At 65.1% G+C, this 11651-nt stretch carries 12 protein-coding genes, 1 tRNA gene and 1 other RNA gene; 3 read left to right on the plus strand and 11 right to left on the minus strand.

Annotation, left to right across the window (positions count from 1 at the left end; genetic code table 11):
* Positions 1-87: 87 nt before the first annotated feature.
* From CEQ44_RS15010 to CEQ44_RS15020, 3 genes are all read left to right on the plus strand, one after another.
* Positions 88-1311: an MFS transporter gene (locus tag CEQ44_RS15010; protein WP_373438205.1), complete on the plus strand. Its 1224-nt coding sequence runs from the start codon at positions 88-90 to the stop codon at positions 1309-1311.
* 40 nt (positions 1312-1351) lie between these two features.
* Entirely contained in the window at positions 1352-2491 is a 1140-nt protein-coding gene (locus tag CEQ44_RS15015) for an aspartyl/asparaginyl beta-hydroxylase domain-containing protein (protein WP_088185288.1), read from the plus strand.
* Between the two features lie 66 nt (positions 2492-2557).
* Positions 2558-3205, plus strand: coding sequence for a YitT family protein (locus CEQ44_RS15020; RefSeq protein WP_373443272.1), 648 nt, complete (start codon positions 2558-2560; stop codon positions 3203-3205).
* A 4-nt stretch (positions 3206-3209) separates the two neighbouring features.
* Here CEQ44_RS15020 and CEQ44_RS15025 read toward each other — a convergent pair whose 3' ends face one another.
* The 11 genes from CEQ44_RS15025 to CEQ44_RS15075 form a co-directional block, all read right to left on the minus strand.
* On the minus strand, positions 3210-3740 hold the full coding sequence (locus CEQ44_RS15025) for a hypothetical protein (protein ID WP_088185289.1): 531 nt from the start codon (positions 3738-3740) through the stop codon (positions 3210-3212).
* A complete protein-coding gene (hisI, locus tag CEQ44_RS15030; RefSeq protein WP_088185302.1) occupies positions 3727-4134 on the minus strand; it encodes a phosphoribosyl-AMP cyclohydrolase in 408 nt (135 codons plus the stop codon). Before hisI ends, CEQ44_RS15025 begins: the two co-directional genes overlap by 14 nt.
* A 122-nt stretch (positions 4135-4256) precedes the next feature.
* Positions 4257-4333: transfer RNA gene (locus CEQ44_RS15035), tRNA-His, on the minus strand.
* Between the two features lie 92 nt (positions 4334-4425).
* Complete coding sequence (locus tag CEQ44_RS15040; protein ID WP_088185290.1) at positions 4426-4992, minus strand: septal ring lytic transglycosylase RlpA family protein; 567 nt, start codon at positions 4990-4992, stop codon at positions 4426-4428.
* A gap of 219 nt (positions 4993-5211) precedes the next feature.
* Positions 5212-5484, minus strand: a complete 273-nt coding sequence (locus CEQ44_RS15045; protein WP_088185291.1) for an HU family DNA-binding protein — start codon at positions 5482-5484, stop codon at positions 5212-5214.
* 181 nt (positions 5485-5665) lie between these two features.
* Positions 5666-8062: an endopeptidase La gene (gene lon / locus CEQ44_RS15050; protein ID WP_088185292.1), complete on the minus strand. Its 2397-nt coding sequence runs from the start codon at positions 8060-8062 to the stop codon at positions 5666-5668.
* Between the two features lie 138 nt (positions 8063-8200).
* Positions 8201-8524, minus strand: a complete 324-nt coding sequence (locus CEQ44_RS15055) for a YbaB/EbfC family nucleoid-associated protein (RefSeq protein ID WP_088185293.1) — start codon at positions 8522-8524, stop codon at positions 8201-8203.
* Positions 8521-10134, minus strand: a complete 1614-nt coding sequence (locus tag CEQ44_RS15060) for a DNA polymerase III subunit gamma/tau (protein WP_088185294.1) — start codon at positions 10132-10134, stop codon at positions 8521-8523. The genes CEQ44_RS15055 and CEQ44_RS15060 overlap by 4 nt, the downstream gene beginning before the upstream one ends.
* A 52-nt stretch (positions 10135-10186) precedes the next feature.
* An RNA gene (gene ffs / locus CEQ44_RS15065) (signal recognition particle sRNA small type) lies at positions 10187-10284 on the minus strand.
* Between the two features lie 55 nt (positions 10285-10339).
* The gene (blaSGM, locus tag CEQ44_RS15070; RefSeq protein WP_088185295.1) at positions 10340-11305 is read right to left on the minus strand and encodes an SGM family class A beta-lactamase; all 966 of its coding nucleotides are present in this window, start codon (positions 11303-11305) and stop codon (positions 10340-10342) included.
* A 2-nt stretch (positions 11306-11307) separates the two neighbouring features.
* Positions 11308-11643 (minus strand): 2Fe-2S iron-sulfur cluster-binding protein, encoded by a 336-nt coding sequence (locus tag CEQ44_RS15075; protein WP_088185296.1) that lies wholly within the window; start codon positions 11641-11643, stop codon positions 11308-11310.
* Positions 11644-11651 lie beyond the last annotated feature (8 nt).

Below are 11651 nucleotides of genomic sequence, written 5' to 3' on the forward strand. Positions count from 1 at the left end.
GTGCAGAAAACTCATACGAATGCAGGGTTGACCAGCGCTGTCACGACGCCCATTTGCCGGGCTTCCGCTAATTTTTTGCATTGCAGCATGGAGCTTGCCATGGGCGTCCCGTCCCAGCCCGCGCTTACACCGAAGGTCAATCCCGCGCTCGTCCTGTTCGCGCTGGCGGTCGGCGCATTTGCGATCGGCACCACCGAATTTGCGTCGATGAGCTTGCTGCCCTTCTTCGCCCGCGACCTGGGCATCGACGCGCCGACCGCCGGCCATGCGATCAGCGCTTATGCGCTGGGCGTGGTGGCCGGTGCGCCGGTGATCGCCGCTTTTGGCGCGCGCCTGCCGCGCCGCAGCCTGCTGATCGGCCTGATGGCGATGTTCGCGCTCGCCAACGGCCTGTCGGCGCTGTCGCCCGGTTATCACTGGCTGCTACTGTTCCGCTTCCTGTCCGGCGTGCCCCATGGCGCCTATTTCGGCGTCGCGGCGCTGGTGGCCGCCAATCTGGTGCCGACCGAGAAGCGCACGCTTGCCATCGCCAAGGTGATGTCCGGTCTAACGGTCGCCACGGTGATCGGCGTGCCGGTCGCCAACTGGATGGGGCAGGTGCTGGGCTGGCGGTCCGGCTTCTTCGTCGTCGCCGCGCTGGCGGTGGCGACGATGACGCTGGTGGCGCTCTACGCTCCGCGCGACGCGGGCGATCCCAAGGCCAGTCCGATGCGCGAACTGACGGCGCTCGGCAAAAGCCAGGTCTGGCTGACGCTGCTGACCGGCGCGGTCGGGTTCGGCGGCATGTTCGCGGTCTATACCTATGTCGCATCGACCATGATCGACGTGACCCATGTGTCGGAAACCTATGTGCCGCTGATCCTCATCATCTTCGGCATCGGCCTGACGCTGGGCAATCTGGCGGCGGCCTGGGCGGCGGACCGGGCGCAGGGGCCGACCGTGATCGGCGTGCTGCTCTGGAGCGCGGTCGCGCTGGCGCTATTCCCGCTGATGGCCGGCAATATCTGGACATTGAGCCTCAACATCTTCCTGATCGGCATGGGCGGCGGCCTGGGCACGCCATTGCAGGCGCGGTTGATGGACGTGGCAGGCGAGGCGCAGACGCTGGCGGCGGCGCTGCACCATTGCGCCTTCAACATGGCCAATGCGCTGGGACCATGGCTGGGCGGCCTGTCGATCGCGGCGGGCTATGGCCTTGTCTCCACCGGCTGGATCGGCAGCGCGTTGGCGCTGGGCGGCCTTGCGATTTTCCTGGTTGCTCTGGCGCTGGGCCGGCGACAGACGGCGGCAAGCCTCGCGCCCGCCGAATAAGGCGCTTTCGCCCTGACGCGCCGCCGGATAAGGCGGAGCGATGAGCGATCAAGCAAGAGAAACGGCGCTGCGCGATGCAGCCATTGGCGCGTTGCGGCGCGGCGACGCGGCGGCGGCATTGGCGGCGCTGGGCGAGATGACCGATCCGCACGCCATGCTGATGGCGCAGGCGCATAGTCGCGCGGGCAATCTGGATGGCGAGGCCGCCGCGCTGCGGCGCATATTGGATGGCGATATGCGCAACCTGCCCGCGCTGCTCGCGATGGGGCACAATGCGCTACGACGCGAGGATGAGCGCGGTTCCATCAGTTGGTTCCGCGCGGCGCTGGCGCAGGCGGCCGCCACCGGCGCGCCGCCGCAGCTCCAGCCGATGCTGCAAAAGGCGCAGGCAAGCGTCGCCCAGTCCAGCCAGCGGTTCGAGGATCATCTGACCGCGGCAATTCGCGGCCTGCCGCCCCTGCCCCGCGTCGCCCATGCCACCGACCTGCTGCTGGGCAAGCGCGACCTGTACCTCCAACAGCCCAGCATGTTCTATTTTCCCGGCCTGCCCCAGCGCACCTTCTACGAACGGGCCGAGTTTGACTGGGTCGCGCCGATGGAGGCGATGACCGACGCGATCGTCGCGGAATTGCAGGCCGTGCGGGCGCAGGAGGCGGACTTTGCTCCCTATGTCCAGACGGGGACGGATCGCCCGGCCCCCAACAATCCGTTGCGCGACGATCCCAGCTGGGGGGCGCTCTATTTCTGGCAAAGCGGCGCGCCGGTGGCGGAGAATGCGCGGCGCTGCCCGGCAGTGATGGAGGCGCTCACGCTCGCGCCAATGCCGGTGATCGCCGGGCGATCGCCGATGGCTTTGTGGTCGCTGCTCAAGCCCGGCACGCATATCCAGCCGCATCATGGCCTGCTCAACACCCGGCTGATCTGCCACCTCCCGCTGCTGACCCCCGACGATTGCGCGCTACGCGTCGGCGCGGACACGCGCCGCTGGCGAAGGGGCGAGATGTTGATCTTCGACGACAGCATCGAGCATGAGGCGTGGAACCGCAGCGCCGACACCCGCGTCGTGCTGCTGTTCGAAGTGTGGCGGCCGGAGATCGATGCGGAGGAGCGCGACGCGCTGACCCGGCTGTTCCAGGCGATCGACGCCTTCGGCCCGGCGCAGGTCGATACCGGCGGTTGAACGAGCACCGCCGCCCCGCTATCAGCGGCGCATAAGCAGAAACGAGACCAGATGATGGGCAGGAGGATGGCCGGGCATGACCCCAAGAACCTTGCCCGCATGACCATCAGCACCCCCTCGCCCCGTCCCCATAGTCTGGCCGAGGACGGCTATGCCATCTCCATCGGCTGCGCCTTCATCGCGCTGGGGCTGATGATGCTGAAGGCCGCCAATCTGGTGACGGGCGGGATGGCGGGCATCGCGCTGCTGCTATCCTATCTGTTCCACTGGTCGCCTGCGACCCTGTTCCTGCTTATCAACATCCCCTTTTTCCTCTTCGCCGGACGGGCGATGGGGGTGGCATTTGGCCTGAAAACGCTGTTCGCCAATGTCGCGATCATGGCTGTCGGGCTGGCCATGCCCGCGGCGGTGCAGATCGCGCGGATCAGCCCCTTTTTCGCCGCGCTGTTCGGCGGGTCGATCATAGGCTTTGGCATATTGGCGATCGCCCGCCACGGCGCGGGCGTGGGTGGCGTGGGCGTCATCGCGCTGATCCTGCAACGGTCGCGCGGCTGGAACGCGGGACGGACGCAGATGCTGTGCGACATCGCGATCCTGCTGGCGTCACTGCCTTTGCTCAGTGTGGAGCGGTTCGGCCTGTCGATCCTGTCCGCCGCTGCGATCAACGCGGTGCTGATTGTCAATCATCGGCCGGGGCGGTATATCGGGCACTAAGGCCTCACCCCTCACAGAGCGCCTTGTCGTCGCTGTCGCGCGCGCGCAGGGCGGTGGCGGCGTCGCTGGCGATGCGGGGGAAGCTGACCCCCTCCAGCGTGCCGCGCCCCTCGCACAGATCCGCGCAGGCCATGTCGACCACGCCGGGCAGCGCCACCTGATCGCCATCATATTGGGCCACCATGATGCACCGGTCGCCACCCTTGAAGCTGAGGATCAGCTTGTCGCCTGCGCGCCGCGCCGTCCCCTGTCCGCGACAGCTCTGGTCCTCGCCGAAATTGGCCTGCAATCCGAAGCGAAAGGCGGCATCCTTGGCCGGCATGACGCACAGCAGGTCGCGCCCGGCTTCATGGCTGCGCTGATAGAGACCGACGGGCGAGGTCTTGCCCGTATCGGTAATCGCGCCAGTTTCGATCGCCGCGCGCTCCAGGCCGGACGCTGACGCGCCGCCCGGCTCCGATGCGGCGTCGGCCGCCGTGGGCGCGCGCTGGCATGCCGCCAGCAGCAGAAGCAGCGCGAGGCTAGCCCGCGGCATCGATGGACAGATCGACCGCGTCAGCGACAGGCTCAGCAACTGGCGTCAGGCCATCGCGCCCGACCCGGCGGAAGAAGCAGGAGCGCGCCCCGGTATGGCAGGTGGGACCGGCCGGGATCGCTTTGACCCAGACCGCGTCCTGATCGCAATCGATGCGGATATCGCGCACTTCGAGCATGTGGCCGGACGTCTCGCCCTTCTTCCACAGCGCCTGGCGGCTGCGCGACCAGAAATGGGCCAGGCCGGTTTCGACCGTCAGCGCCAGCGCCTGCCCATTCATATGCGCCACCATCAGCACCTCGCCTGTCGCCGCGTCAGTCACGACCGCGGTAATCAGGCCATGATCGTCATATTTGGGATTGAGGGTCAGCCCCTGGTCGCGCGTATCGGTCATGGGCGCGCTATAGAGCATCGCGCGGACAAGTGGGAACCGCTTTTAAAGGTGCGACGATGCAAAAACCGTGGCTGTCCCTGAGCGAGACGGCACCCCTTCGGATCAGGGGGAATATCAGAGAATGGGGCGATTGACGGGATCCGAACCCGCGACCTCCGGTACCACAAACCGGCGCTCTAACCAACTGAGCTACAACCGCCACAAGGGGTTGCCCCCTGAGAGAAGGGCCACATATGCGGCCCATTACCGGCCGTCAAGCAGACAAATGCCGATCAGGATTTTTCCCGCCCTTCACAGGCCGGCAGCGCGCATCTGATCGCGCAACCGCACCAGCGTCCGTTCCGGCACCTGTGGGCGATCCGATGCGGGCTTGCCCTTGCGCAGTCGTTCCCGGTCCTTTTCCGACGGATCGACAAAGCGGACGCGAACCGCTGCATGGCCTAGCGCGCGGATGCCCAGTTCCTCCGCCGCGCCGCGCGACAGGTCGATCACCCGGCCGCGCCCGGCAAAAGGCCCGCGATCGTTGACGCGGACCAGGATGGTCCGGCCGGTGTCGAGCGCCGTCACCTCGACATAGCTGGGCAGCGGCAGGGTGGTATGGGCGGCGGTGATCCATTTGGCGCGAAAGCGTTCGCCATTAGCGGTGCGATTGCCCGATTCCGATCCGTACCAGCTGGCATAGCCCAGCATGTCATAGGCCGGATCGACCGCCGGAACATAAGTGGCGCCGCGCACCGTATAGGGCGGGCCGACCTTCACCGGCGTATCGCGCACCGGACGATAGTCGCCCCCGGCGCAGGCCGACAGAAACGCCAGCCCGCTTATGATCCCGATCGTCCTGCCCGCGCGTCCCGTCATGCGCCCTTCCTATCGCTGGCGGGCGAACGGGTCGAGGCCGATCGGGCAAAAAGAAAGGGACAAAAAGGCATGGCGCCTCTTCGTCCCTTGCCTGTCGGCATCTTGCGTCGTGGAAGGTCACCTTCCTGTCGCCGCATCACTCTCCTGAAAACGTTCCGGCCGCGATGCCGGTCGGTCATCAAACGGTGGGCGCCCGCCAGGCGGCAGGCGCCACGTCCGTCAGTTGACCGAATCCTTCAGGCCCTTGCCGGCCTTGAACTTCGGCTGCGTCGAAGCCTTGATCGTCATGGTTTCGCCAGTGCGCGGATTGCGGCCGGTCGATGCCTTGCGCTGCGAAACCGAGAAGGTGCCGAAGCCGACCAGGCGCACTTCGTCGCCCTTCTTCAGAGCGCCGGTGATGGCGTCGAACACGCCTTCCACAGCCTTCGTCGCGTCATTCTTGCTAAGGCCGCTGCTTTCGGCGACGGCGCTGATCAAATCCTGCTTGTTCATGCCTTGGGAACCCCCTTGTGTGTTGGTTGATTTAGGAATCGCGGCGTAGGCGGCGCAATAAGGCGCGGATTTCTGCGCCTGTCAAAGGGAAAGCGACAAAGCCCTTCGCTCCGCTCGAAAATTGCGTCCGCCTGTGCAAAATATGCCGAAACCGACGGCTATCCGCCGGTTTCGGCTTGACTTAATGCCGCAGCGCGGGGTCGCTGTCACGGCCCGGCGCGTTGGTCGGCTGGGCGGCGAGGTCGTCCTCTTCGGTCCAGGCGATCGCTTCGGGCGCTGAAGCCAGCGCACGCGCCAGCACCTCGTCCACATGGCTGACAGGCACGATTTCCAGCCCGTCGCGGATGTTGGCGGGAATTTCCGCTAGGTCTTTCTCATTTTCCTGCGGGATCAGCACGGTCTTGATGCCGCCGCGCAAAGCCGCCAGCAGCTTTTCCTTAAGACCGCCGATCGGCAGCACGCGCCCGCGCAACGTGACCTCGCCGGTCATCGCCACATCCTTATGCACGGGAATCCCGGTCAGTGTGGACACGATGCAGGTCACCATGCCGATGCCGGCGGACGGGCCATCCTTGGGCACAGCGCCTTCGGGCAGATGGATATGGATGTCCTTGCGGTTGAAGACGCTCGGCTTGATGCCATAACCCGGTGAGCGCGCCCGCACATAAGAGAAGGCCGCCTGGATCGATTCGTTCATGACCTCTCCCAGCTTGCCGGTGGTCTTGATGAGACCCTTGCCGGGCACGGTCACCGCTTCGATCGTCAGCAATTCGCCGCCGACCTCGGTCCAGGCCAGGCCGGTCACCGCGCCGATCTGATCCTCTTCCTCGCCCATGCCGTGGCGGAATTTGCGCACGCCGGCATAGTCGGCCAGATTGTCGGGCGTGATGACGACCTTGGCATAGGCGCCTTCCAGGATCTTGCGCAGCGCCTTGCGGGCGAGACGCGCAACCTCGCGCTCCAGCGTGCGGACGCCGGCTTCGCGGGTATAGTAGCGGATCAGGTCGCGCACCGCGTCCTCCGTCACCACGAACTCGTCGCCCTTGAGGCCGTGGGCGTCGATCTGCTTGGCGATCAGATGGCGTTGGGCGATCTCGACCTTCTCGTCCTCGGTATAGCCTTCGAGCCGGATGATCTCCATGCGATCGAGCAAAGGCTGCGGCAAATTCAGAGAGTTGGCGGTCGTCACGAACATGATGTCCGAAAGATCGACGTCGATCTCCAGATAATGGTCCTGGAACTTGCTATTCTGTTCGGGGTCCAGCACTTCGAGCAGCGCGGACGCCGGATCACCGCGAAAATCCTGGCCCAGCTTGTCGATCTCATCCAGCAGGAACAGCGGATTCATCGTTCCCGCCTTCTTAAGGTTGGTGACGATCTTGCCCGGCAGCGACCCGATATAGGTGCGGCGGTGGCCGCGAATTTCGGCCTCGTCGCGCACGCCGCCCAGCGACTGGCGCACAAATTCGCGCCCGGTCGCCTTGGCGATCGACCGGCCAAGCGAGGTCTTGCCCACGCCCGGCGGGCCGACGAGGCACAGGATCGGCCCCTTCAGCTTGTTGGTCCGCGCCTGCACCGCCAGATATTCGATGATCCGGTCCTTGACCTTGTCGAGCGCGAAATGATCCTCGTCCAGGACATCCTGCGCTCGCTTGAGGTCGTTCTTGACCTTGCCCTTCTTGCCCCAGGGCAGGCCCAGCAGCACGTCGAGATAGTTGCGCACGACCGTCGCTTCGGCCGACATGGGCTGCATGCCCTTGAGCTTCTTCAACTCCGCAGTGGCCTTGGACCGGGCTTCCTTGCTGAGCTTGGTCTTGGCGATCTTCTCGGTCAGTTCGGCGAGTTCGTCGCCTTCCTCACCCTCGCCATTGCCCAACTCGCGCTGGATCGCCTTCAACTGCTCGTTCAGATAATATTCGCGCTGGGTCTTTTCCATCTGGCGCTTCACGCGGCCGCGGATCTTCTTTTCGACCTGGAGCACACCCAGTTCGCCTTCCATGAAGGCGAAGACCATCTCCAGGCGCTTGACCGGATCGGCCTCGACCAGCAGCGACTGCTTGTCGGACACCTTGACGTTGATGTTGGCGGACACGGCGTCGGCCAGGCGGCCGGCATCCTCGATCTCACGCAGTTGCACCGGCGTTTCGGCCGGCAGTTTCTTGTTGAGTTTTGCGTAATTCTCGAACTGTTCGGCGACCGAGCGCATCAAGGCGGAGGCTTCGGGGCCTTCCGCGACAATCTCTTCGACATCATCGACATTGGCGGCCAGATAGGTGTCGCGCGCTTCCATCGATTCCAGCTGGGCGCGATGCTTGCCCTCCACCAGCACGCGAACGGTGCCGTCGGGCAGCTTGAGCAGTTGCAGCACGACCGCGACGACGCCGGTGTCATAGAGCGAATCCCGGCCCGGATCATCCTCTGCCGGGTCGAGTTGCGACACGAGGAAGATTTCCTTCGAGCCTTCCATCGCCGCTTCCAATGCGGCGACGCTCTTGTCACGGCCGACGAAGAGCGGGACGATCATCTGCGGGAAGACGACGATGTCGCGCAGCGGCAGAAGGGGATATTGCACAGTCATTCAATCTCCGGGGCCGAATGAAGCGACCCTCTCCTACGGTTCATCGCCTTTATGGGGATGCCCGTCGCAGCAATCAATTGCGAGCTGTCATAATGATGAAACGATGAACCGGACGTTATCGATCCATCGCCCCTGCCATCAGAACGGCAGTTTGAAGCCGGGGGGCAGCGGCAGGCCAGCGGTCATCTTGCCCATTTCGGCATTGCTGATCTCGTCCGCCTTCTTGCGCGCATCGTTGAACGCCGCGGTGATAAGGTCTTCCAGGATCGGCTTTTCCGACGGGGCCATCAACGTGTCGTCGATCGACACGCCCAATATGCGGCCCTTGGCCGATGCGCGCACCTTGACCAGGCCGCCGCCTGCCGCGCCCTCGACCTCCAGCTTGTCCAGATTGTCCTGCGCGCGCTGCAATTCCTCCTGCACACGGCTCGCCATGCCCAGGATTTCGTTCAAGTCCTTCATTGTCCTGCACTCCATTGTTCGAGCCTGTCATCCAGCTCGGCATCGGGGAACGCGGCCATCGCCGCCTTGACCACCGGGGTTTCCAATATTTGCGCCCGCGCGCCGACCTGCGCTGCGTGATGCTGTTCCAGCAAGGTAGGGTCGCCGCCGGACTGCGCCAACTGCACCGTCCATTTTGTGCCAGGCGTGGCGGCGGCGAGCGTCTGCTCCAGGTCGCGTTTGAAATCACCGAATGGCCAGGGATTGGTCAGCCGGATTGCAATCTCCGGCGGATTGAGCGCGACCAATGCCGCGCAATCGTGCAGGTGATTGGCGAGAGACGCCTTGAGCGGCTCGACCAGCGTGATGATGTCTTCCAGACGCGTGGGCAACGCGGCGGCGGGTTGTTGCGGCGATAGATTGGCCGCACTGCCGACAGCCACGCCTGGGACAGGCGCGCCGTCGCGCAGCAGCCGCGCGAGTTCGCCCGGGTCGGGCATGGTCGCGGCGTGCATGACGCGCAGCAGCGCCATTTCGCAGCTTTCAATCGGCAGGATGGCACTGGCCACCTCATCATGTCCCTTGAGCAGCAATTGCCACAGCCGATGGAGCGGCGCGAAGCCCAGTTGCGAGGCCCAGTCGGCCAGCGCCTCCCGCTCCTCGGCCGACTGGCCGGGGCTGGCGATGTCGCGGCCCGCCTTCATGAGGGTGACGGCATGGACCAGTTCCAGCAGGCCGCGCATCAGCGCCAGCGGTTCGACGCCCAGTGCATATTGGTCGCGCACCGCGCCCAGCAGCGCGCCGGTATCGCCCTCCAAGAGCAGACCCAGCAAGCGCCGCACCGATCCGCGATCGGACAGGCCCAGCATGTCGCGGACCTGCGCGGCGGTGACCATCGGCGCGCCTTCCCCCATCTCGGCATGGGCGATCGCCTGGTCGAGAATGGACAGGCCGTCGCGCGCAGACCCCTCGGCGGCCTGTGCGATCAACGCCAGCGCATCGGGTTCGGCCGCGACGCTTTCGGCCTCCACCACATGAGCGAAATGGGCGGCAAGCAGTTCGGCGGGGATTCTGCGCAGGTCGAAGCGCTGGCAGCGCGACAGCACCGTTACCGGCACCTTGTTCACCTCGGTCGTGGCGAACAGGAATTTCACATGGGCGGGCGGCTCCTCCAGCGTCTTCAACAGCGCGTTGAAGGCGTTTTTGGAGAGCATATGGACTTCGTCGATGATGTAGATTTTATAGCGCGCCGACACCGCGGCATAGCGCACCGCCTCGATAATCTCGCGCACATCGTCCACGCCGGTATGGCTGGCGGCGTCCATTTCGACCACGTCAATATGGCGGCCTTCGGCAATGGCGACACAGGGTTCACAGACGCCGCACGGATCGATGGTCGGGCCGCCCTGCCCGTCCGGGCCGATGCAATTCAGCGCCTTGGCGATCAGTCGCGCGGTGGAGGTTTTCCCTACCCCGCGCACGCCAGTCATCAGGAAAGCGTGGGCCAGCCGGCCGCGCTTGATCGCGTTGCCCAGCGTCTGGACCATAGCATCCTGCCCGATCAGTTCGCGGAAGCTGCGCGGTCGATATTTGCGCGCCAGGACGCGATAGGGCTGCGGGGAATCGGACATGAATGTGGTCTAGCCGTTCGGGTGGCTATTGTCGAAGCAGGATGCTGCTTGAAAGGGTGGGAGCCGGAACGACCCGTGACGAAATCACTGTGGCTGCTTCCGTCAGGACCTGACCAGGTTCGCGACGATCACGTCCGCCCGACTCCCGGCGCGGCATATGGCGAAAGGGGAGTAGGATGGCAAGGGCACAATCCTACCTGTATTTCTATTCCAGCCCGCTCTTCTGCGCCTTGCCCACGAAATCGAGCGCGGCGCGGGCGGTTTCGGCGATCGCGGCTTCGGCTTTCTTCGCGTCCACGCTTGGCCGGTCGAGATAGATGGCAAGGATATATTCGTCGCCATTAGGCGCTTTCACCAGCGCCACGTCATTATAGGCGGTGCCGCATGTCCCGGTTTTGCTGCCCGACGTCCAGCCTTGTGGCAGGCCCGCCTTGATCCTCTTGTCGCCGGTGCTGCTGGCGTTGAACCAGCTGCGCAGCTTGTCGACGCTCTCCGGCTTCATGTCGCGGAAGAAGAGGCGGCCCATCAGGCCGGCCATGGCCGCTGGCGTGGTGGTGTCGCGTGGATCGCCCTCCGCATTTTCATTCAACGTCGGCTCGTTGCGGTCTAGCCGCGTCACCGTATCGCCATGGGCGCGCATGAAGGACGTCAGCCCCTCCGGCCCGCCCAGCATCGGCAGCAGCAGGTTGGCAGCGCTGTTGTCGCTCACCTCGACCGCGGCCTGGGCCAGTTCGCCCATGCTCATGCGACCACGCTTCTTGTTCTTCTTCACCACCGGGGCGTAATCGAGGATGTCGTCGCCGCTGAAGGGGATTTCACCCTCCAGCCCGAATTTGCCGCCTTCCGCGCCGATCAGCACGGCGGCGGCCAGCGGCGCCTTGAAAGTGGAGCACATCGCGAACCGCTCGTCACGGTTGAAACCGAGCAGCAGCGCGCCGCTCCGATCGACCAGCGCGACGCCCAACCGCCCTCCCACTTCCTTCTCGATCTCGGCCGGATTGCGCACCGACGTCAGCGCCGATTGCGGCACCAGATAGCGCGGCGCGGCCGGCAGCAGCGAATCGAGACGCCCAGTCGGTTCGGGCGCTTTGGCGGGCGCCTTCTTCTTGTCAGCGGCGATCGAGGGGGCCGCCAGCAGAGCCAGCGTCGCCAGAGCAGTCAAAATCTTCACGGTCACATGCCCTGCATATTGTTGAACTCGCCGGGAATACGGACGGTCAGCCGGTCCATCCTGCCGTCCAGGATGATCTGGCAGGACAGGCGGCTGGTGCGGGTGGCGGCGGCGGCAAGGTCGAGCATATCCTCCTCATCCTCGCTGGCGCGCGGCAGGCGCGCGAAATCATCGGCATCGACAACGACGTGACAGGTGGAGCAGGCCATCTGCCCCTCGCATGTGCCCTCCAACGGCTGGCCGGCGGCCTGGGCGATATCGAGCAGCACCGATCCTGTGGGCGCGTCAACCTCCTGTCGTCTCTCGCCATCGGCGCTGATGAAGGTGACCCTGGTCATGCTAATTC

It is taken from the genome of Sphingobium sp. Z007, assembly GCF_900013425.1.
Classification (GTDB): Bacteria; Pseudomonadota; Alphaproteobacteria; order Sphingomonadales; family Sphingomonadaceae; genus Sphingobium.

Excerpts from the sequence above, each read along its gene's own strand:
- CEQ44_RS15060 (WP_088185294.1), bottom strand. The coding sequence starts at position 10,134 with ATGTCCGATTCCCCGCAGCCCTATCGCGTCCTGGCGCGCAAATATCGA.
- CEQ44_RS15015 (WP_088185288.1), top strand. The coding sequence starts at position 1,352 with ATGAGCGATCAAGCAAGAGAAACGGCGCTGCGCGATGCAGCCATTGGC.
- CEQ44_RS15045 (WP_088185291.1), bottom strand. The coding sequence starts at position 5,484 with ATGAACAAGCAGGATTTGATCAGCGCCGTCGCCGAAAGCAGCGGCCTT.
- CEQ44_RS15010 (WP_373438205.1), top strand. The coding sequence starts at position 88 with ATGGAGCTTGCCATGGGCGTCCCGTCCCAGCCCGCGCTTACACCGAAG.
- CEQ44_RS15025 (WP_088185289.1), bottom strand. The coding sequence starts at position 3,740 with ATGCCGCGGGCTAGCCTCGCGCTGCTTCTGCTGCTGGCGGCATGCCAG.
- CEQ44_RS15040 (WP_088185290.1), bottom strand. The coding sequence starts at position 4,992 with ATGACGGGACGCGCGGGCAGGACGATCGGGATCATAAGCGGGCTGGCG.
- hisI (WP_088185302.1), bottom strand. The coding sequence starts at position 4,134 with ATGACCGATACGCGCGACCAGGGGCTGACCCTCAATCCCAAATATGAC.
- CEQ44_RS15075 (WP_088185296.1), bottom strand. The coding sequence starts at position 11,643 with ATGACCAGGGTCACCTTCATCAGCGCCGATGGCGAGAGACGACAGGAG.
- CEQ44_RS15055 (WP_088185293.1), bottom strand. The coding sequence starts at position 8,524 with ATGAAGGACTTGAACGAAATCCTGGGCATGGCGAGCCGTGTGCAGGAG.
- CEQ44_RS15020 (WP_373443272.1), top strand. The coding sequence starts at position 2,558 with ATGGCCGGGCATGACCCCAAGAACCTTGCCCGCATGACCATCAGCACC.
- lon (WP_088185292.1), bottom strand. The coding sequence starts at position 8,062 with ATGACTGTGCAATATCCCCTTCTGCCGCTGCGCGACATCGTCGTCTTC.